This is a genomic window from Microbacterium istanbulense, from assembly GCF_037204145.1.
GTDB classification, from domain to species: domain Bacteria; phylum Actinomycetota; class Actinomycetes; order Actinomycetales; family Microbacteriaceae; genus Microbacterium; species Microbacterium istanbulense.
Window position 1 is genome coordinate 16,840 of sequence record NZ_JBBDGN010000020.1, and the last position, 20,920, is coordinate 37,759.

General features: G+C 63.6%; 13 protein-coding genes. 10 read left to right on the forward strand and 3 right to left on the reverse strand.

Annotation, left to right across the window (positions count from 1 at the left end; genetic code table 11):
- Positions 1 to 75: 75 nt before the first annotated feature.
- From WDU93_RS14735 to WDU93_RS14755, 5 genes are read left to right on the forward strand one after another with little or no spacing between them, the layout of a single operon-like run.
- Positions 76 to 264 carry a helix-turn-helix domain-containing protein gene (locus WDU93_RS14735; RefSeq protein WP_337321996.1) on the forward strand — a complete coding sequence of 63 codons (189 nt, stop codon included), beginning with the start codon at positions 76 to 78 and terminating at the stop codon, positions 262 to 264.
- A gap of 21 nt (positions 265 to 285) precedes the next feature.
- Positions 286 to 3,609 carry an ATP-binding protein gene (locus tag WDU93_RS14740; protein WP_337321997.1) on the forward strand — a complete coding sequence of 1,108 codons (3,324 nt, stop codon included), beginning with the start codon at positions 286 to 288 and terminating at the stop codon, positions 3,607 to 3,609.
- Complete coding sequence (locus WDU93_RS14745) at positions 3,606 to 4,076, forward strand: DUF7680 family protein (RefSeq protein ID WP_337321998.1); 471 nt, start codon at positions 3,606 to 3,608, stop codon at positions 4,074 to 4,076. Before WDU93_RS14740 ends, WDU93_RS14745 begins: the two co-directional genes overlap by 4 nt.
- A 9-nt stretch (positions 4,077 to 4,085) precedes the next feature.
- Positions 4,086 to 7,001 (forward strand): DUF1156 domain-containing protein, encoded by a 2,916-nt coding sequence (locus tag WDU93_RS14750; protein ID WP_337321999.1) that lies wholly within the window; start codon positions 4,086 to 4,088, stop codon positions 6,999 to 7,001.
- A gap of 1 nt (position 7,002) precedes the next feature.
- Positions 7,003 to 10,311, forward strand: a complete 3,309-nt coding sequence (locus tag WDU93_RS14755; RefSeq protein ID WP_337322000.1) for a DEAD/DEAH box helicase — start codon at positions 7,003 to 7,005, stop codon at positions 10,309 to 10,311.
- A gap of 13 nt (positions 10,312 to 10,324) precedes the next feature.
- Here the strand turns inward: WDU93_RS14755 and WDU93_RS14760 are convergent, their stop codons facing one another.
- Complete coding sequence (locus WDU93_RS14760) at positions 10,325 to 11,455, reverse strand: DNA cytosine methyltransferase (protein ID WP_337322001.1); 1,131 nt, start codon at positions 11,453 to 11,455, stop codon at positions 10,325 to 10,327.
- Positions 11,456 to 11,710: 255 nt separating this feature from the next.
- Here WDU93_RS14760 and mobF point away from each other — a divergent pair, with 255 nt between their 5' ends.
- The 4 genes from mobF to WDU93_RS14780 all read left to right on the forward strand — a co-directional run bounded on the left by mobF (position 11,711) and on the right by WDU93_RS14780 (position 18,653).
- Positions 11,711 to 15,268: a MobF family relaxase gene (gene mobF, locus WDU93_RS14765; protein WP_337322002.1), complete on the forward strand. Its 3,558-nt coding sequence runs from the start codon at positions 11,711 to 11,713 to the stop codon at positions 15,266 to 15,268.
- A 209-nt stretch (positions 15,269 to 15,477) separates the two neighbouring features.
- Positions 15,478 to 16,719, forward strand: coding sequence for a DNA adenine methylase (locus tag WDU93_RS14770; protein ID WP_337322003.1), 1,242 nt, complete (start codon positions 15,478 to 15,480; stop codon positions 16,717 to 16,719).
- Positions 16,703 to 17,710 (forward strand): ParB/RepB/Spo0J family partition protein, encoded by a 1,008-nt coding sequence (locus tag WDU93_RS14775; RefSeq protein ID WP_337322004.1) that lies wholly within the window; start codon positions 16,703 to 16,705, stop codon positions 17,708 to 17,710. Before WDU93_RS14770 ends, WDU93_RS14775 begins: the two co-directional genes overlap by 17 nt.
- Entirely contained in the window at positions 17,694 to 18,653 is a 960-nt protein-coding gene (locus tag WDU93_RS14780; protein ID WP_337322005.1) for a restriction endonuclease, read from the forward strand. Before WDU93_RS14775 ends, WDU93_RS14780 begins: the two co-directional genes overlap by 17 nt.
- A gap of 89 nt (positions 18,654 to 18,742) precedes the next feature.
- Here WDU93_RS14780 and WDU93_RS14785 read toward each other — a convergent pair whose 3' ends face one another.
- Complete coding sequence (locus tag WDU93_RS14785; RefSeq protein WP_337322006.1) at positions 18,743 to 19,729, reverse strand: DNA-processing protein DprA; 987 nt, start codon at positions 19,727 to 19,729, stop codon at positions 18,743 to 18,745.
- Positions 19,730 to 19,924: 195 nt separating this feature from the next.
- Between WDU93_RS14785 and WDU93_RS14790 the strand changes: the two genes are divergently transcribed.
- A complete protein-coding gene (locus WDU93_RS14790; RefSeq protein WP_337322007.1) occupies positions 19,925 to 20,296 on the forward strand; it encodes a sulfate permease in 372 nt (123 codons plus the stop codon).
- Between the two features lie 2 nt (positions 20,297 to 20,298).
- On the opposite strand, the gene WDU93_RS14795 is transcribed toward WDU93_RS14790, so the two are convergent.
- Positions 20,299 to 20,646: a hypothetical protein gene (locus tag WDU93_RS14795; protein WP_337322008.1), complete on the reverse strand. Its 348-nt coding sequence runs from the start codon at positions 20,644 to 20,646 to the stop codon at positions 20,299 to 20,301.
- Positions 20,647 to 20,920: the final 274 nt, after the last annotated feature.

Here is a 20,920-nt window from a genome sequence, read left to right on the forward strand (position 1 = left end):
TTCAAACCGCAGCCGCCCCGGTAGGCTTGCGGTTGTCGCCCCGTCCGGGGTTGCGCCGTGCGAGGGAGGACCAACGTGGCTGAGCCGTGGCTGTCCGCAGACGACATCGCCGCCCACCTCGGGATCACCAAAGACACCGTCTACACCTGGATCGCCGAGAAGACCATGCCAGCTCACAAGGTCGGCCGCCTCTGGAAGTTCCAAGCCAGCGAGATCGACGACTGGGTGCGCCGTGGCGGAGCCGCAGCGGAGGGTGACAAATGACGTGCAGGAGCTTCGAGCGGAGTGCTCGACATCTATCGCTGGACATTGGTCTGGGAAGGAAGACGTATGAGTGACCAGAGCCTTGTTCCGCTGCGACTAGCCTGCGTTCCGCGTGATGACGTGTTGCAGGGCGGCCTGGCGGACAACCACTTCGCGGCCCAACTCGACAAGGTCGTGCGGGACGCCGAGCATTACCCGGTCTATGGCGACGCGGAAGCGTTCTTCGCGCAGACCTATCCGACCTCTGGTTTGAAGACGCTCCTCACCAAGACCTTTGGTCGCGTCACGGGAGCGAAGGGCGTCGCTGGGGAGAACGGGGTTCTCCGTCCGACGACATCGTTCGGCGGCGGCAAGACTCACGGCCTCACCGCCGTCTACCACCTCGCCGGTGGGTCACGACCGACGAACATCGCGGAGTTCATCGACCCCGCGCTCTTGCCTGATGGGCCGATTCAGGTGGCCGCGCTCGTCGGCGACGCGCTTGATCCCACGGCCGGCGTCGAGACGGCAGGGCACCGCACCTACACGCTGTGGGGCGAGATGGCCGCGCAGATCGGTGACGCTGCGTACGACGCGATGGCTGCGAACGATGCCCAGCGCACCGCTCCGGGCACCGGCACGATCAAAGCCGCTTTCGGAGGCAACCCAACCATCGTGATCGTGGACGAGATCGCCAAGTACCTGCGTGCAGTGTCGTCCTCCGGCAGCGAAGACGTGCGTCGCATGGCACGGGCGATCCCGGTGTTCCTGGGGAATCTGTTTGAGGTCGCCTCCGACCCGACCAACAAGGTCTCCGTCATCATCACCTTGGCCTCTACGACCAACGCCTTCGGTGCCGAAACAACCGAGATCAGCGACCTGACCGGCGATGAAAAGCAACGCGCCGACTCTGCGAACGCCGCCTCGGTCAAGGCGGCGGAAGAGACCGGCGACGTGCTTACCCGCGCCGTCCAGCCATCCGCCGTGATCCGTCCGGCAGACGACAACGAGATCGGCGAAATCCTCAAGAAGCGCATCTTCGAGTCGGTCGACGAAAGTGCGGCGAAGGCAGCAGGAGACGCATACCGCGGCCTCTACGAGTCTCTGGGCAAGACCGAGCAGCTGGCTGGCGGCGCGGAACACCCCGCGACCTATGGCGAGCTGGTCACGACGACCTATCCGTTCCACCCTGAGCTGGTCCGTGTACTCGACAAGCGGCTGGGCAACATCACCCAGTTCCAGAGGGCGCGCGGTGCGCTGAAACTGCTCGCAGAGGTCGTTGCGCACATCTACGACACGAACGATGAGACGGCGATCATCAACGTTGGTGACATCGACTTCGACAACGACCCGGTCCTCAACCACCTCACTGATGGACTCGGACGGGCTGAATACGCGTCCGTGGCAGAGGGCGACTTCGCGGGCAAGCAATCGCACGCGGCGGCGGTGGATGCCGATGTCTTCCCGGGCAAACCTGCGTACGCCACCCGCGTAGCGCGAACCGTGTTCACGCACTCCCTGGAAATGGTGGCTACAGCAGGAGCTGGACGCAATGACTGGATAGTCGGCACGCTCCGTCCGGGTGAAGACACGGCCATCTTCGAGAAAGCGCTCACGGAATCCGAAAAGGTCTTCTGGCACCTGTCGTTTGATGGTGGTCGGTGGCGTTTCAACATCGAGCCGAATGTCAACGCCATCATCGAGACTGAGAAGCGCAACGTCGCTAACACGGCAGTAGCAGCAATGGTGGACACATTGATCCGCAATGCGTTCGCCAACGACGGTGGCGCGAAAGCCGTCCACTTCCCGTCTGGCCCTGCCGAGGTCCATGACGAGGCCGGACTGAGAGTCGTCGTGCTCGACTACAACGTCGTCGCCGTCACGCAGAAGGGCGCAGAACAGCCGCCAGCAGTGATCGTCGAGATGCTTGACAAAGTGGGCTCCGTCGGCAGCCCGAGAACCTACCGCAACGCTGTGGTGTTCGCAGTCCCAGATGAGGAGCAGGTCGAGGTTCTGAAGGACCGTGCTCGCGCCCTGATCGCTTCCAACAACCTCGCCAGCGACACCGCGCGCCTGACACAGTTCAGCGACGAGGTGCGCAAGAAGGTGGAGGTTTACAACAAGGAGGCCACCCTCAACGCTCGCATCGCCGTGACGCGCTGCTACAAGCACATCTACTTCCCCTCCGGCGACAAGACCACGGGGTACTTGCGCCATCGTGAGCTTCCAGCTCAGGCACAGGGCGACACGAAGAACGCGACCTCGGCGGTGTTGAGTCTGCTCGAAGATGAGGACAAGATTCGAAGCAGCCCCTTCACAGCCTCGTATCTCCGGTCGAAGACCTGGCACGCTGCAAGCTCCGCCACCACACGCTCGATCGCCGACTACTTCTGGACAGACCACACGATCCAGATCGTCCGCAACCCAAACCTGATTCGTGAAGCGATCGTCAACGGGGTGAAGAACGAGAACTGGGTCTACTACGACGCGGGCACGGGGAAGACCTACACAGCAAGCACGATGGCCGGGTTCTCGCCCGAGATGAAGCCTGACGCCGAGGTGATGACTGCTTCCGAAGCACAGTCACGAGGCCTGCTCGTTCGCAAGCCGACCCAGACCGACTTGCGTGCCGTCATCACCAACGATGACCTCACCGGAGCCGAGATACGCTCCCGCCTCGAAGCACAGTGCGGCGGTGAGCCCACCAAGACCGACGTCTTGGAGCTGCTCGCCACCGCGGTACAAGCCAGCGACTACAAGTGGTTCGTTGTGCTCGACGCAGAGCCTGCCCCCGGCGTCCGGGCATTGTCGCCATCCGCAATCAAGGACAAGGGTCTCGACGGCCTGCGCATCCTCAGCCGGGAAGCGGCGGATGCGCAGGAGATCGAGGTGCCAACCCGCACCCCGAACTCGAAGACCTTCAACGCGTCTGGCCCAGGCGGTGCGGCGATGCAGAGCCTGCTCGATCAGATTTCCGACTTCACCGTGCCGACGGTCAGCACGATGACCTTGAAGGTCACAGCGGACGAGGCGTCTGGCACCAGCGACATCGACCTCGCCGTAGCATCGCTCGGCATGCTGCAAAAGCAGCACATTACCGTTCGTGCAACGATCCGCGCCGAGTTCAAGGGAGTCAACGGCGGAGTCCAGTTCCAGGGCACCGCCGACCGGCACGACTTCCAGTCCGCGTACAACCATGTGAAGAAGACCATCACCGGTGCGGCCAAGGTAGCGGGCGAGGTCACCCTCGTTTTCCGCTTCACCCCGGCTCTGGACATCACGGATGTCCAGTTCGGCCAGATTCATACGGTCATCAAGAATCTCGGTATGAAGAGCACCACGATGACAGCCGAGGTCACCAAGTGAGTGCCGTCAAGCGCATCCGCCCCGCATCCCATCTCGCGCTAGTCGAAGGGGTGCGAGGGTTCCGCCTCGTTGTCACGCCAGGACGAGGCGAGACCTTCGGCGTCACGCTTGAAGAAACCTACGGCGAGAACGGCAGCACGATCACCGCGCCGGTGACCACTGCCTCACCCGTTCAGGCGGGCCGCGTGGTCGATGCCCTCTTCGTTGCGATCCGCAAGGCCGGGCATCAACCGAGCGTCCTGGCGTTCAAGCGCAAAGCACCCATCCGTCTTGGCGAGGCTGAGGGAGTCCGTCTGGCGCTCGTCCTGCTTGCGAGCCAACCCATCGCCAAGCACGAGCGAGTCCGGGCACTCGTCGCCGGAATCAACGCCATGAGCGTCGAAGAGACCTACTACTGGTACTCCAAGTGCATGGGACTCGACGGCAACCGCGCCCGCAAAGCACTCCGAACCCTCCTCGCCGACTAAGGACACGACGTGACCACTCCAAGACCACGAGTCCTCATCGAGGACTGGCTACCCGTCGCAGAACTCGGAATCGAGTCGCGGCGGGAGGCCGCGCCGATCCCGGGACAATTCCCGAAGCTGAAGACCCTCCACGTGTGGTGGGCCAGGCGACCACTTGTCGCGTCGTCCGCCGTAGTGCTGGCGGGACTTCTTCCCTCTTGGTCGGACGAGCTCCGAAATGCGTTCCCGACAGCACCAGAGCTGCAGAACGAAGTCTCCTACCGTCAGTGGCTCCTACGATTGGTCGGCATCTGGGGCGACCCAGTGCGGGCACGCCGCGCCCTCGACGCAGCGAACGCCGCCGGCGTGCGACTGAAAGGGAACGGATACGGCTATAAGCCAGCGTTCAAGAACTCTCCTTCGAGCACTGAACTCCGCCTGCTGCATGACGTACTCACTCACACTTGGGGGGAGATGCCAGTCGTCTGCGATCCGACTGCGGGAGGCGGCTCAATCCCTTGGGTGGCGTCGCGAATGGGCCTGCCCGCCGTAGCGAACGACCTGAACGGTGTCGCTGCGAGCGTGCTCACCGCGGGGGTTGCGGTTCCGGCGCGTCGGGCAGGTGCGCTCACCCCCCACATACGCCGGTGGGGTCAGGAACTGGTCGACCGGGTGACAGCCCGGCTGGGCGCATACTTCCCTCGCGGCGACGGTGAGGCCATCGTCGCCTACATCTGGGCCAACGCTGTGCCATGTCCTCGCACGAGTCGCCTGGTTCCGCTCATCAAAGACAAGTGGCTACAGAAGGCATCGGGCAAAGAGGCTGCCGTGACTATGACGCTGGAGTTCGACGGGCGCGAGCTGCGCGAGCCGCACTTCGAAGTCGTCTTCGGTCGCGACATCGACAGGCAGGATGCCGCAGCGGGAACGGTAGCGCGCGGGAAAGCAACGTCTCCTTACGACAATCTCGTGATTGATGGCTCGTATCTGAAAACGGCTGCGCAAGACGGCCTCATGACGCAGGTGCTGTACGCCGTCGCCGTACGATCATCGTCCGGCGAACGCAGCTTCCGCTCGCCAACAAGCGCTGATCTTGAAGCGATAGCGGCGGCGAGGCGCGTGTACGCCGAGCACGCGCCGCTCTGGGAAGCGCACGGCATCCTTCCCACTGAAGAACTACCCGAGGGAGCCAAGACCGCAGAACCCATCAGCATGGGCTTGACGCGTTGGACTGACCTCTTTGCCCCACGCCAAGCACTTGCTCACGGGATATTCGCCGAGGAATTTGCAAGGCTGATCCCCGATGTCCGAGCGGAGCTCGGCGATGACGCCGATGATGTGCTGGTTGAACTCGCAATGATGCAGGGGAAGGCGCTGAACTGGAACTCGCGCCTCTCATCCTGGGACGTCTCGCGACAGAAAGTTCGGAGTACGTTCGACACGCACAATCTTGGCTTCAAGTGGACGTTCGCCGAGTTCGATGCAGCTGGAGCTCTCTACAGCTGGTGCCTAGAGCAGCTGGTTGATGCGTACGAGGAAATTTCACGCCTACTTAGCGAGTCCGGCAGAGCGGACCTCGTCGACAGCGATAGTTTCACGAGGGACGTCCTCGTCTCTCAGGGCAGCGCCGCGAGTCTCCCGCTTGAGGACGGATCGGTTACCCATGTATGCATGGATCCGCCGTACTACGACAACGTGATGTACGCGGAACTTGCCGACTACTTCTATGTGTGGGAGAAGCGCACGCTCGGCCGACTGCTACCAGAGTTCTTCGTTGACAGCCTCACCGATAAAGACAACGAAGCAGTAGCCAATCCCGCGCGCTTTGCTGCGATGGGTCGTCGTCGCCGGGAGTTGGCGGACCTCGACTATGAAACGAAAATGACCACCATCTTCGAGGAGGCTCACCGGGTCCTCCGAGATGCGGGCGTTCTGTCCGTGATGTTCACGCACAAGCGCGCCGAGGCGTGGGACACCTTGGGCATGAGCCTGCTTCAATCGGGGTTCACAATCGAGACATCATGGCCGGTGAACACCGAATCCGAGCAGTCGCTTCACCAAGCGAATATGAACTCTGCCGCGTCAACTATCATGCTGGTTTGTCGCAAGCGTACTGAGCGCAACGATGACCACCAGGTCTATCTCGATGACATCGAGCACGACATCCGTCAGGCGGCACGCGAGGCTGCCACGCGGTTCCAACATGATGGGATCGACGGCGTTGACCTTCTCCTCTCGACATACGGCCCAACGCTGTCCGTGATCTCGCAGAACTGGCCCGTCTACTCGTCCACTCCGGATGCTGACGGGCGGGACCAGTTGCTCCGCCCCGAAGATGCCCTTGCTTTGGCGCGGGAGGAAATCGTGGACCTTCGCCGCTCCCGCCTTGTCGGTCAGGCCGCGAAGGTGGACGGCCTCACCGACTTCGTTCTCTTGGCATGGGACACGTTCGGTGCGCGCGAGTTCCCTTTCGACACAGCACGCCTCCTGGCACTCGCAGTAGGAGGATTGGATGTCGATGAGTTGGAGCGCGCGAAGATCGTCTCGAAGGCATCTGGCAAGGTCAAGCTCTTGGCCCCCAAGGAGCGACTACGTCGGGGTTCCGACTCTGAACTGCCAGGAGTGACGCCGGAAGCATCATCGTTCGAGCACGTTATTGACGCCGTCGACACTGCGCTCTACATCGCCGAGGTGGACGGCCAGCAGGCCGCAAAGCGGTTCCTCGACCGCCATGGATACACCACCGACGCTGGGTTCATTTCCACCCTGCAAGGCCTCGCAAACGCGATCCCACGTACCAAGGTCAAGGGTGCTTGGGTGGTGCCGGAGGCCGGGCTCATCGACACGCTCTGCACCCTGTACTTCGAGGATGTCGTGTTGCCGGAGGCAGAAGAGATGGCCGCTCTGGCAGACCCCAACGAGAACACGCTGTTCGACGTGGAGTGACATGACCCTGGACGACAGCGACGCTCTACCACCTGGATCGCCGGCGCCACATGGCGGACCGGCGAGTCCTGAGCTGTTCTCGGGCGACTCTATCTCGTCGCCGGATTCGTTCCAATCTGTTGATCTGGGAGCAACATACTCGCCGGACGACCACCCGTTCGAGACGTTCTATTTACCGTTGCTATCTCGGGCGGTGACCTACGACAGAGCCGTGGGCTACTGGTCAGCGTCCGAGCTTCAGTACGCGGCACAGGGCACCGCCCATTTCCTCGCGAACGGTGGGAAGATGCGCCTGATCGTCGGTGCGCAACTCGCGCAGCGAGACGTGGACGCCGTCATCGAGGGCAAGCCGCTCGACGACGTAGTGGCGGCGAGGCTGCTCGCTGATCCGGAGCTTGCCGGGACGCGGATCGTGCAGAGCGAGCATCTGAGCGTGCTTGCGTGGATGGTCGCCACGGACAGGCTTGAGATTCGTGTCGGTGTCCCGAGGGGAGAAGACGGTGAGCTGCTGACGCACCTACAGTCGGGACGCTACTTCCACACCAAGTACGGCATCTTCGCGGATCGGTACGGCAATCGAGTCGCCTTCAACGGATCGAACAACTCGTCGGTGACGGCCTGGGCGAGGAACCATGAGACGTTCGACGCCTACCCATCCTGGAATGTGCCAATCTGGGACTACCTGGGTGTCCACAAGGTGCTCGACTTCGAGAAGCACTGGACCGACAACGCTGATGCAGGATGGGCAGTCATAGACCTGCCGTCGGCAGTGCGGAAGCACCTCATCGAGCACGCCCCCGAGACCCCTCCGCTTCCACCCGGCGTTGTCTTGCCGCCTCTGGAGACGCCGACCTCGTCCGAAGACGACACCGAGGAGTTCGATGTCGAGGCAGCATGGGACGAGCTCGTCGCACTGCGCGATGCGCCAACCGCATCGCCCTGGACGGGCGTCGGATCGGCATGGGCGCAGCCTCTCCCGCACCAAGCGGAGCTCATCAGCCGTGTCGTGAGCACCTACCCGCGCGGCTACCTCTTCGCCGACGAAGTAGGGCTTGGCAAGACCGTCGAGGCAGGCATGGTCCTGCGTGAACTCTTCACCTCAGGTCGGGCGAAGAAGGCGCTACTGCTCGTCCCCGCATCAGTGATGAAGCAGTGGCAGGAGGAACTCCACGAGAAGATGAACCTCGATGTGGCCCGCTTCGACAAGGGTATCTTCGTGGATCGCTACGACCAGCCGATCCCCGCTACTCCGAACGCCAATCCATGGTCGGCGTTCCCCATCGTGCTTGCTTCGTCACACCTCGCTCGCCGCCGAGACCGCCGACGTCAGATTCTCGATGCCGGACCGTGGGATGTCGTCCTGGTTGATGAAGCCCACCACGCGCGACGACGCGGCTCCAAGCCGACCGACACTCCGAACTCGCTGCTCGCACTACTCCAAGAGATGCGCGACAGGGAGATGTGGCGTGCGCTGTACCTGGCCACCGCCACGCCGATGCAGATGAACCCACACGAAGCCTGGGACTTGATCTCGCTACTCGGCCTCAAGGGTCGGTGGGGCGTCAGCGCTGACGACTTCATCCGATACTTCAGACTTCTGGCAATCGACCCCATGCATCGCCACTGGGACCTGCTTTGCGCGATGCTGGAGGACTACTTCGCCGACCCACAGGCCGAGCGGGACGCTGACCTCGAACAGCAAATCGACAACGCACTCGGCTGGACCGGCGCGTACGTGGTCACGGCTCTGGCCGGGAACCCGCCGAGTGCCGACCTGAAGGCCAAGTTCCCGAACGAGACTTCCGAGTGGATGGACAAGTGGCTCCGGCGGCACACGCCAATGCGGGATCGGGTCTTCCGCAACACCCGAAAGACCATGCGCGAGTACCAAGCGGCAGGGATCATCCCCGACGACGTGGTCATCCCGTACCGCCAGGTCAAAGATGAGTTCATCCCGCTGGAGCCGAACGAGCGCCGACTGTACGAGCGCATCGAGGAGTACATCCGCCGCCACTACAACGCCTACATGGCTGAGGCAGGAAATCAGGCGCTCGGCTTCATTATGACCGTCTATCGCCGTCGCCTGACCTCATCGTTCGAAGCGATCAAGCGGTCGCTTCGTCGTCGGCTGAGTGTCCTGGAAGATGGCAAGAACCTCGCTGAGCTACTCACCGACGACGACAACGTCGATGTTGAAGGATCGTTGTTCGAGCCGGAGGCGTTCGACACCAGGGCCGACCGACTCCGCAACGAGATCGCCGAGCTCAAGTCGTTCCTCCAAGACCTCGACAGCATCACCGGCGAAGACAGCAAGGCCAGCAAGCTCGTTGCTGACGTGACCGAGGCACTGAACACATACTCGTCGGTGGTTGTCTTCACCCAGTACGCCGACACCATGGACTACGTCCGCGAACGACTCATCACGGCAGGATACCGGCGACTCGGCTGCTACTCCGGCCGGGGTGGTGAGGTCTACGACGCCGACTCCGGGACCTGGGCCGAGGTCACAAAGTCGGAGATCAAGACCATGTTCCGCAGTGGCGAGCTGGAAGTTCTCATCGGCACCGACTCCATGAGCGAGGGCCTGAACCTGCAAACGTCCGGGCGGCTCATCAACTACGACATGCCATGGAACCTCATGCGCGTCGAGCAGCGGATCGGCCGCGTTGATCGCATCGGCGCCTCCTACAAGGACATCCGCATCAGCAACTACTTCTACGCTGATACGGTCGAGGAGCAGGTGTACAAGGGCATCGCAGAGGATTACGGAGACTTCACCGACATCGTTGGCGACGCCGCACCCGTGCTCGCAAACATCGAAAAGGCCATCGAGCGCCTCGCCCTGACTGGGCACACAACGCCCATCGACATCGAGTCTGAGGTCGGCGAAATCCGCCAGCAGGTTGAGGACATCAAGAACGAACCGGTCGGCAACGACGATCTGGGCGAACCCACGGGTGAGAGCCGCATCAAGGAGCCGCCGCAGCTCGTCGGTGCCACAACACCGCAGGACTTGGAGCGTCTTCTCACGACGAACGGGCTCAGCCGCGCTGCGTTCGAGATCGACGACCAGCACCCGAAGGTCTACCGACTCAAGCCCCCGGCCGAAAGCCTGTCCAGGCTCTCATTCAACGAACTCGATGGTGTACGCGATATCGAGGAGTACTTCGATCCGTCTCCCGTCGAGGCTCTGCCGGTCACGTTTGACCGTGCGACCTGGGACGAGAGCGACGACGCCTCGCTGGTCTTTCTTACCTATGGGACGCCGGAACTCGCGGCGCTACTACCAGCCGTGGACGCCGCCGACTGATGCTCGTTCCCCGTCAGGATGACACCAAGCATCGAAGGGCAGACGTTGCCTGCAGCGGCAGCACTCCGTTGCCGAGCGCCGTGATCTGCTGGTTCGCCGTCAGCTCACCGGTACCAGTAACCCATCCGGTCGGTAGGCCCATGAGCCATTCGACGAATGCTGGTGCGGCGCGGGGGCCGTCGGCGTCGTTCAGGAGTGCCGGGGCGGGTACTGGTCGTCCGGTGATGTGTTCCCAGTGGGTGATGGCGTCGGCGTAGTGTCCCCAGCGTTGAACAGTCCGTCGATCAGGGACCACAGTGTCTCCGACTCGCGCCTCTTGGTCGGTGAGCCATGCGGTCCGTGGAGAGCGAAGTCGATGATCTGGTGCGAGAGCGCGATCGTCCCTCGCCTTGCCCGTACCTGGTCGAGTGTCTCGCCGCCCCGCGTGGAGTCGGTCGCGAGTGGGGTGCGGAAGCGTGCGGTGGGCGAGGATGAAGATGCGGAGGCGGTGGTGGTGAGGAGCGCCGACAAGGGAAGCCGGTGGGCCGATCCATCGTGCATCCAGCCGCAGGTCGGCCAGATCGCCGAGAACGGCGCCGTGAGCCCGTAGAGGTCGAGCTGCGTGGTCTCCCAGATGCCACGGGTCGGGTTCCAGCTCGCGAAGGGTTGCATCGTCGGGGGTTGCGTCGCCGGGCTTGCATGGTTCACGGTGGTCTCCTTCTGTGGGTGGCCGTGTCGCTGGGGAGGACAGCAGCCCACGGACGTTCTCGATGACGACCCATTCAGGCTGGAGTGCGTTGATTGCTGCGGCCATGTGTGCCCATAGCCCGGAACGGGTGCCTGGCGCGATGCCAGCGCGCTTGCCGACAGTGGACACGTCTTGGCAGGGAAAGCCGCCGATGAGGATGTCCACGGGTTCGACCTGGCTCCAGTCGATGGCGGTGATATCGCCCAGGTTCGGCGCGTCACGCCAGTGCTTGGCGAAGACGCGGGCGACGGGCTCGTTGAGTTCGGAGAACCACACCGTTCTGGCGTTGAAGACGTGCTCGACGGCGAGGTCGAGGCCGCCGTAACCGCTGAACAGCGACCCGATCCTGAGTCGAGAATCGCTGCTGGGTTGAGTTCGTGCATGAAGAGCGCTCCAGCTGACAGTCGTCCCCGACATCTGCGCCTCGTTGAGAACCGATGCCGAGCTGGTCACCTGTCAGGTGCACGACTTCGACACGCCGCTGCTCACCCGCCGACCCGGCGAACTCCGACCGACCGTGAAGTCCACCGCTGAAGCACTCGATCTCGGGCCTCCTCTCCGACCTGCTTCTGAGGTCACACGCGTCTTGCAGATCGAGGTAGAGCCGGGCTTTACCGCCTCAGAAGTCACCGAGTGCGCGTGCTCACCTGTCCGGCGAGACGGGAGGTGACCATGACGGTTTCGATGCGCGTGATGTCGGCAGGTGACGGCTACAAGTACCTGCTCAAGACTGTTGCGGCAGCCGACGGCAACAGGTCGCTCTCGACGCCGCTCACTCGCTACTACATGGAGGAAGGCACTCCTCCTGGTCGCTGGCTCGGCGCGGGCGTAGCGGCCCTCGGTAAGGGTGAGATTCGGGCGGGCGACCGGGTATCAGAACACCAACTCCAGCTACTGATGGGGGCTGGCCATGATCCGATCACCGACCAACCGCTCGGTCGGGCCTTCCCGATCTACAAGAGCGAGGCCAAGCGGATCGAGGCGCGGATCGCCGGCCTCGAACCGACCATGACACCTGGTGCCAAGGGTGAGGCTGTCGCGCAGATCGTGGCCGAGGAGACTGCCCGGAGCGCACGGCGTGCGGTGGCTGGGTTCGACTTCACCTTCTCGATCCCGAAGTCCGCGAGTGTGTTGTGGGCGGTCGCTGACGCTGGGGAGCAGGCGCTGATCGGTGAGGCGCATCATCGAGCGGTTGCGGAGGTGGTTGCGTTCATGGAACGCGAGGTTGCAGCCACCCGCACCGGCGCAACCTCCGGGGACGGTGCGGTTGCGCAGGTCGATGTCACCGGGCTGATCGCGACCGCTTTCGATCACTTCGACTCCCGTGCCGGCGACCCCCACCTACATACGCACGTGGTCATCAGCAACAAGGCCAAGACCGCCTTCGACGGCAAGTGGCGCTCACTCGACGGCAGGCCGATGCACGCCGCCGTTGTCGCGCTCTCTGAGCTGCACGAAGCCGTGTTCGCGGATCACATGACGCGCACGTTCGGCGTGGAGTGGGAGGCACGCGACATGGGCCGCGACAGGAACCCGGCGTGGGCGATCACCGAGATTCCCGAGGAACTGGTCGCGGAGTTCTCCACCCGCGCCCGTCACATCGACATCGCGAAGGATCGCCTCATCGCCGAGTACGTCGCCCAGCACGGTCGCCAACCCTCGAACGCGACGATCCTCAAGCTCCGAGCCCAAGCGACACTGACGACCCGACCCGAGAAGCAAGTCCGGTCGTTGGCCGACCTCACCGGCGAGTGGCGGGAGCGCGCTACGAAGACGCTGGGCAGGGACGCGACGATGTGGGCGCGCGAGGTGACCGACAACGACAAGCCGTTGCTGCTTCGCGCCGACGACGTGCCGCTCGACGTGATCGGCGAGATCGGGCGCTCGGTCGTGGAGGTTGTCGGTGAGAAGCGCTCGACCTGGCGACGATGGAACCTCATGGCCGAGGCATCCAGGCAGACGATGGGCTGGCGGTTCGCGACCATGCAAGACCGAGAAGCCATCGTCGCAATGGTCGCCGACGCCGCCGAACGGGTCTCCCTCCGGCTGACGCCTCCTGAACTCGCCACGTCACCGGTTGTGTTCCGCCGACCTGACGGCACCTCGGTGTTCCGCCCGAAGGGTTCGACTGTGTTCACCTCAGAGGCTCAGCTCGCGGCCGAAGACAGGTTGCTCGAACGCGCCAGCAACCTGGCCGGGCCGACGGTGGCGCTCGCGACGGTCGAGAAGATCACGCGTCGCGCCGACACTGAAGGGCGGATGCTCGGCGACGACCAAGCCGACGCTCTGATACGCATCGCAGTGTCGGGACGGATGCTCGATGTCCTCGTCGGCCCCGCCGGGGCGGGCAAGACCACCGCCATGAACGCACTCCGCCGCGCGTGGGAGGCCGAGCACGGTCCCGGTTCCGTCGTTGGCCTCGCACCATCAGCGGTCGCCGCACAGGTTCTCGCCGACGATCTCGGGATCGCGACCGAGAACACCGCGAAGTGGTGGCAGAACCACCTCCTGCACGGAACCACGTTCGCCGTAGGTCAGCTCATCATCATCGACGAAGCCTCCCTGGCGGGCACCCTGTCGCTGGACCGCATCACCCACCTCGCCCAGGACGCGGGCGCGAAGGTGCTGCTGGTCGGTGACTACGCCCAGCTGCAATCCGTGGACGCCGGCGGCGCGTTCGCGATGATCGCCAACGACCGGAACGACACGCCAGAACTGGTCGACGTTCACCGCTTCACCCACGCCTGGGAGAAGACCGCCTCACTCGAGCTGCGCCACGGACGCACCCAGGCCATCGACACCTACCTCACCCATCAGCGCATCACCGGCGGCGACGCCGAGACCATGACCGATGCCGCCTACAACGCCTGGCGCGCCGACCGCGACAAAGGGCTCATCTCGGTGCTGATCGCCGAGACCCACGAAGACGTGACCACCCTCAACCGACGCGCCCGCGCCGACCTGATCCACAACAAGACGCTGAACCCCGACCGCGAGGTCGAACTCCGCGACGGCACCGCCGCCGGCGTCGGGGACACCGTCATCACCCGACGCAACGACCGACGACTCCGCACCACGACCGGTCGGGACTGGGTACGCAACGGCGACATATGGACCGTCACCGCCGTCCGCGACGACGGCACCATCGCGATCCGCAAGCCGGGACGCCGGTTCGGCGGCACGGTGGTCGTGCCTGCCGGGTACGTGGCCGACCAGGTCGATCTCGGATACGCAGTCACCGCCTTCCGCGCGCAAGGCGTCACGACCGACACCGCGCACGTGCTGGTCGAACCGACCTCGACCAGAGAGACCTTCTACGTCGCGATGACACGAGGCCGGCACTCCAACCGCGCCTACGTGACTCTCGACCGCGCCGACGACCACGCTCAACCACACCCCGGCGACGACCCGCACGCCACCGCGCGAAGCGTGCTCTACGGCGTTCTACAGCACAGCGGAGCCGAACTCTCGGCGCACGAGGCCACCGTGGCAGAACAGGAGCAGTGGGGCTCGATCGCTCAGCTCGCCGCCGAGTACGAGACCATTGCTGCCGCAGCCCAACACGACCGCTGGGCCACCCTCATCCGCAGCTCCGGACTCACCGACGAACAGGCCGACAGCGCTATCGAATCCGACGCATTCGGACCACTTGCCGCCGAACTGCGCCGCGCCGAAGCGAACCACCACGATGTCGAGACACTCCTGCCGCGCCTCGTCGCAGCGCGCGGGTTCAGCGACGCCGACGACATCGCCGCCGTCCTCCACTACCGGGTCGAGCGAGCGACTACCCGGCCCGCAGGATCAGGACGAACATGGAAACCCCCGCGCCTCATCGCTGGCCTCATCCCACGCGCCCACGGCGTGACGAACGCCGAGATGCGTGCAGCACTCGACGAGCGAGAAGCACTGATCGAAGCCCGCGCCGATGCCGTACTCGACGTGGCGCTGGCCGAGAGCACTCCGTGGATCGAGGCCTTGGGGGAGACACCCAGCGACCGACGCCGAGCCACGGCCTGGCGCAAGGCCGCCCGCGTAGTCGCCGCCTACCGAGACCGCTACCGCATCGCCGACGACGCACCCCTTGGCGCCCCGCCCGAGTCAACCGCGCAGAAGATCGACGCCGCCCGAGCGCGATCGGCGATTGATCGGGCAGTCCGGGCGCGCCGTGCCGTGGGCGCCGAAGAAGGGAGAGCTTCGCAGTCCCCAGCGCACGGCATCCGCGGACTGTAGACACCCGGAACTCGCTCGCCGTTGCGGCCGCGATCTTGTGACCACTGGGTGGCCGGACTTGACCCCGACAGTCGGGAGCCCCGGCTGGCCAACTGGGTCAAGCACCACGACGACCGGCCCTACCTATACACCCGGGAGCGCCAGATCGGGGCTCGACGCGCGGGACGATCGGCGAGTCAGGCCCGCGCTGTGAGGAGGAGCCGATAGCGTTGGAGCAGTTGATCGTCGCACGGAAGGAGGCGGGTAAGGTGGTAGTCCGGTACATGGGTACGAAGCGCCACATGGCGGACCATGTACGTGACACGATCTCCGAGCTCAAGCCCGATGGGCGCGTTGTAGACCTCTTCTCCGGCATGGGTAGCGTGGCGGAGAGCCTTCGAGAGACCGCGTCGGTCGTCACGAACGACGCGCTGAGTTTTACTGCGGCAGTATCAAGGGCACGTTTCACGGGACCTGACCGCTCTACGCCGTCCGCAGAGGTCATAGAGCGTCTGCTTCCCTCGTACGAGGCCCGGCTCCACGAGTTGGAAGCCGTCTATGCCGTGGAGTTGAAGACCGAGACCACGGCTCTCCGTGGCTCGCGAGCCGATCTGCTCAGCTACATGGACAAAGCGCAGCATGTAGGCAACTCTGCAGCACGCCGCCGGAAGGCGAAGCTCGCGGCCGAGTCGAGCGGTTCAGAACACTACGAGCTCGCAAGTTTGTACTTCTCGGCCGGATACCTCAGTCTTCGCCAAGCTATTGAGTTGGATGCCGCAAGGGCGGCCATAGACGCCGATGTCCACCTAAGAGACCGCGACTGGATGTTGGCCGCCTGGATTGCCGGAACATCCGTCCTTGTCAACGCTCCGGGCCACACAGCCCAGTTCCTCAGGCCAAACTCGGAATCAGCGCACACGCGTATTGTGCGTACTTGGACCCGTTCGCTCTGGGACGAGTTCGGTTTGGCACTCGAAGCAGTTTCGCAGGTTGGTGACGAGGCATGGCGGAGGAACAACTCCGTATACGTCGGCGACGCGCTCGACCTTGTCAGTGCGGGGGAACTTCGCGACATTGGGACCGTGTATGCAGACCCGCCATATACGAAGGATCAGTACAGCCGGTATTACCACATGTACGAAACGCTGTACCGCTACGATTTTCCAGACTCCACTGGCGCGGGGCGGAATAGGTCTGATCGCTTTACCACCGGATTTTCGTTGAAGACTGCTGTCGTTTCATCGTTCCATGACCTCTGTCGGAACGTATCGCGAATGCAAGTCCCCCTGGTCATTAGTTATCCGTCAAGTGGGTTGCTAGGCGACGCAGGTGCGACTGTGCCGGAGATCGCGCTTCAGTACTTTGGTGACGTTCAGACCCGGTCCTACGACGCAAACCACTCAACGATGGGCGCTTCCACAGGCGCGTCCAAGAAGTCGGCAACGGAGAATCTATATGTCTGTCTCGTCTGAAGCTGAAGAGCAAGTTGATACGCAGGAGAACGCAACCGCACAATTGCGGGAACTGAGTGTGTCGGATGTCGAGCCGAACGCTCAGAACCCGCGCCTGGACTTCCCGAAGGATGAGTTGGATCGACTCACGGACTCCATCGATTTGGAAGGCGTGCTCGTTCCAATTGTTGTGTATCCGAAGGGCGACAAGTACGTCCTTGTTGATGGCGAGCGTAGGTTCCGATGCGCCCGCGATCTCGGCCACAGCAAGATTCCGGCTGTCATCACGACGGAACGCAGCGAGCGCGAAGTCCTCCAGCAGATGTTCAACATCCATCTGATCCGGGAGCCTTGGCGTGATATTCCGACCGCAAAGGCGCTCCAGCGGCTTGCGCAAGAGATCAAGGACGCGGAGGGACAGGAGCCCAACGACAGCGAACTTCGCGACCTCACTGGTCTGTCGATCGAACGTGTGCGACAGCTCCGCTATGTTGTCACGCTCCCCGAGCAGTGGCAGGAATACATCCGGGAGGAGACGATCCCCCTCAACTTCTTCTGGGAACTCAAGAAGAACGTCATCGATGCCCTGCGCAGCAACAGGCCCGCGATTCTAGACGAGTACGGCGAAGACCGCGTGAGTAAGGCTTTCGTCCAGAAGCGACTTGACCAAGTGATCACCGATACCGTCAGCCTCCGCAAAGTCTCACCGATCATCAGGTTCGCTGCGCAGGATGCTGAGTCGAACGGCACTGGAACCTCTTCGCTCGATACCTCGATCCGAGATCTCATCGAGAAGCCGGAGGCGACTATCGATGACGCGTACGAAGAGACTGTTCAGATGATGGTCGAGGTGGACAAACTGGGGCGCCGAACCTCAACCATGGTTGCGGTGTTCGCGAGGCTCCTGACCAAGACGGCGGGGACCTCGGACAATGAAGAGGTCCGCCGCCTCGGCCGCGAACTCATCCAACAAATCACAGCGCTGATCGACTCGAATGAGCAGCACAACTGAGGTCGAGGGCGCACTCGTGGACGAGATCGTTGATGAGCCATCGCGAGGGCGCCCGGTTGGCATCGTCGATGTCGACGCGGCCGCTGAACGCATCTACGCGAGCGACAAAGGTCAGGATTGGGCCCCGGACGTCGAACTCGACCTAGGGAGCAAACGCTGGAAGCCCAACGCCGTTTCGAAGGACGGTAGGAGGCTTCTCTATGTCTTCCTTCCCGACCAGTTGCCTCGCTTCGTTCGTGACCGTCTTGACCTCGCTGCGCAGATGGGAATCAAGCCGACGCTGGCGCTGAATCTCGCATCATTGTTCAAGCCAGAAATCGTGGAGTTGCTCGTAGGTGTTGACGCAGACGTCATTGTTCTAGATGACTACGACACGACCAAGCAGCTCACTCCCAGGCCGTTGCTCGCTGCGTTGGCTGATGTTGAGGTGCCAGTATCACCTGACCTGCGACGAAGCGTCGCGAGCGTCGTCTGGAATCGGATCGGAGATGGAACCGCCCACGAGAAGGGGCAGCGCCTCGAAGCGCTGCTAGCGTTCACCTTCGCTCAAGCGCGTGACCTAAAGGTCGTGGAGCGAAATTACCGGAACGAGACCGAGGAGATCGATCTGGTTCTTCAGATTGACAACTTCAGTTCCCGCGTCTGGCAGAAGTCCGGCGTACCATTCATTCTCGTCGAGTCCAAGAATCGGGCCGATAAGGCATCGCAGCCTATGGTCTCGTCGCTCATCACTAAGCTCCAGACTAAGCGAGGAACCGCACGCATAGCGGTACTGGTTTCACTGGCTGGATTCACGGACGATGCGCGGATGCAAGAGCTGAGGTTCTCAACGCAGGAAATCTGCGTCGTGATGATCGATCGTTCTCAGTTGGAGTCGATCCTGTCAGCAGACGACGTAGACGAAGCTCTTGAGGTCCTAGTGCGACAGGCAATGCTCCGATAAGAATGTGGCCAGCGCGGAGCGTCTGGGCTGGCCCGGGGCTGGCCCCGCCGGCTTGGGTCTTTCTCGCTGGGACTGCGACGGCGATCTGGCTAGAGTGAGCGCCCGAGGTGCGCAGAGTTCTCGCGGAAGGCCCCGTGCTGGATAGCGGCGCTTGTCGCTTGTCGCGATCTCCTCAAGGCGTCGCCAATGTCGCCGACGTTCACCACGATGGCGGCCATGTTGTCGCGGAGCAGTTGGTGAGGTCCCATGCTGGTTGCGCTGGTGACCGGCCCGGGGACAGCCCCAACGGCACGGCCGATCTGTTGGGCCTCTCGCACCACCTTCATCGAGCCCGAGCGGACGCCGGCCTCAACCACAACGGTCGCTGCGGAGAGCGCGGCCATCAGGCGTGCGCGAGCGAGGAAGCGGTGGCGCGTAGGCACTGAGCCAGGTGGAACCTCGCTGACCATGAGGCCGAGGTCCGCCACTCGCTCAAGTAGTTCTCGGTGACCCATCGGGTAGGGGCGATCAACGCCGTTTGCCATGACCGCGATCGTGTCGCCACCGGAGGCCAGGACCGCTCGATGGGCAGCTCCTTCGATGCCGTACGCACCGCCCGCAACCACTACCCGCTCAGCGTTGGTGAGGTCGGAAGCCAGTTCTCCGGCCACGTGCTCGCCGTAGGAGGTCGCGGCCCTTGCGCCGGTGATCGTGACGAACTCGCTGAGCGGTCGCGCCAGGAACGAGGTAGCGCCGCGAGTCCACAGGACGTATGGCCGCCGATCGCCAAGATCGTCGAGCGCGGACGGCCAATCTTGGTCGCCAGGGATCAGCACTCCGATACCCATGCGCTGGGCTTCGACGATGCGCTGGGAGTGTGTCTGAGCGTCCGAACGCTCGAACTGGGCGCGCCAGACCCGTGCGTCAACGGTGCCGAGGCCCGGCGCGTCATCGTCACGCTCGGCGAGCTGGAGCACCTCGACCGCTCCCACCTCGCCCAGGAGACGGCCTGTCACGGCGTCGTCTGGTTCGACGATCATCGACAGCGCCATCCGTGCTGTGCGCTCGTCCTGGACCAACTGGCTCAGGTTCGCCATCATCGGCTCCTCTCGCTCGTACAGAGAGGTACGCACGGCGACGCGGAACCGGAGGGTTCCGTGAACGCCGCCCCCGGCGTACAGTGGAGGTTGAGGCAGGTTCTCCTCATATTGCGGGTCCTCCGGGACGGCCTTCGGGCACTCATACACGTTCTGCCTCCTCGACGGAGAAACACGTGTGACGAGAGGCCCGTCATGTTCCGCTTCATCTGGACGCTCAGCGTTCGCACCCGCGATTACCTGCATCGCTACATGCCGAGCAACCGACTGCTCGCTGCCATCCGCACCCGACGCGGACTCAGGTGGGGGCTACCCGCGATGCTGGTCGCTCTCCCGTACTTCCTGATCGCTTACGCCTGCTCGTCCGCGGTCGCCGTCGGCGGTCCCGGCTGGCTGCACCTCATCGTGCTGTGGGCGTGCTGGAACGCACTCAAGTTCGTCATCATGGGACCCGTGAGCGTTGTTCTGCTCGTTCGCGCACGCCTGCACGAGGCCGCAATCCGTCGCCGTCAGCGCCGTGAGGCCTCCGCCGAGGTAGATACTCGCGTCCCGGTTCTGCACGCCTAGAGTCACCCGACTGCGACCAGGGACGAGGCGACGCGCGATCGACGGCCACCGCCAGGCCGGATCACGATGCCGTGCGATGCGAGCGCCCGCCGGACAGCCTGAGGTCCTGCCCCGACCTTCACGCCGACCTCTACCAGCGTCAACCCGCTGAGGTAGAGGTTGGCTGCTTCGTGGATGCGGGAAGGGTTGAAACTCCCGCGTCGGATCGGGACCGCCCGGCGTGTCAGGTGCGCGGCAACCGTACGGCGGTTCACTCCGAACCGGGATGCCAGCTCTACGAGCGTCGCCCCATCCCGATACTCCGCCACCAGATCGTCGACCTGCTCGGGGCGCAGAAGGGTTTGAGCCATCTCAAGTGACCGCACCATCCGACCCCGCGAGTCCGCCACCGTCGGCCCCGACGAACGCCGGTCGTGCTTGTAGAAGCCGCGTGACCTGCGCAAAGATAGGGTTTTCAAGGGTGGGCAGGGGTTCTCAAACTCTCTACGGAGGTCCACAGACGAAGAAGCCCCCGACGAGAGTCGGGGGCTTCTTGCGTACCCGGGCAGTGACAGCCTGCGCCCTGCCGGCACCGGCCCGGCGGAGGCGGGGGAGAGGGCCGGCCGCGATTCCGCAGGATCACGC

Excerpts from the sequence above, each read along its gene's own strand:
- WDU93_RS14755 (WP_337322000.1), top strand. The coding sequence starts at position 7,003 with ATGACCCTGGACGACAGCGACGCTCTACCACCTGGATCGCCGGCGCCA.
- WDU93_RS14760 (WP_337322001.1), bottom strand. The coding sequence starts at position 11,455 with ATGTCGGGGACGACTGTCAGCTGGAGCGCTCTTCATGCACGAACTCAA.
- mobF (WP_337322002.1), top strand. The coding sequence starts at position 11,711 with ATGACGGTTTCGATGCGCGTGATGTCGGCAGGTGACGGCTACAAGTAC.
- WDU93_RS14775 (WP_337322004.1), top strand. The coding sequence starts at position 16,703 with ATGTCTGTCTCGTCTGAAGCTGAAGAGCAAGTTGATACGCAGGAGAAC.
- WDU93_RS14780 (WP_337322005.1), top strand. The coding sequence starts at position 17,694 with ATGAGCAGCACAACTGAGGTCGAGGGCGCACTCGTGGACGAGATCGTT.
- WDU93_RS14785 (WP_337322006.1), bottom strand. The coding sequence starts at position 19,729 with ATGGCGAACCTGAGCCAGTTGGTCCAGGACGAGCGCACAGCACGGATG.
- WDU93_RS14790 (WP_337322007.1), top strand. The coding sequence starts at position 19,925 with ATGTTCCGCTTCATCTGGACGCTCAGCGTTCGCACCCGCGATTACCTG.
- WDU93_RS14795 (WP_337322008.1), bottom strand. The coding sequence starts at position 20,646 with ATGGCTCAAACCCTTCTGCGCCCCGAGCAGGTCGACGATCTGGTGGCG.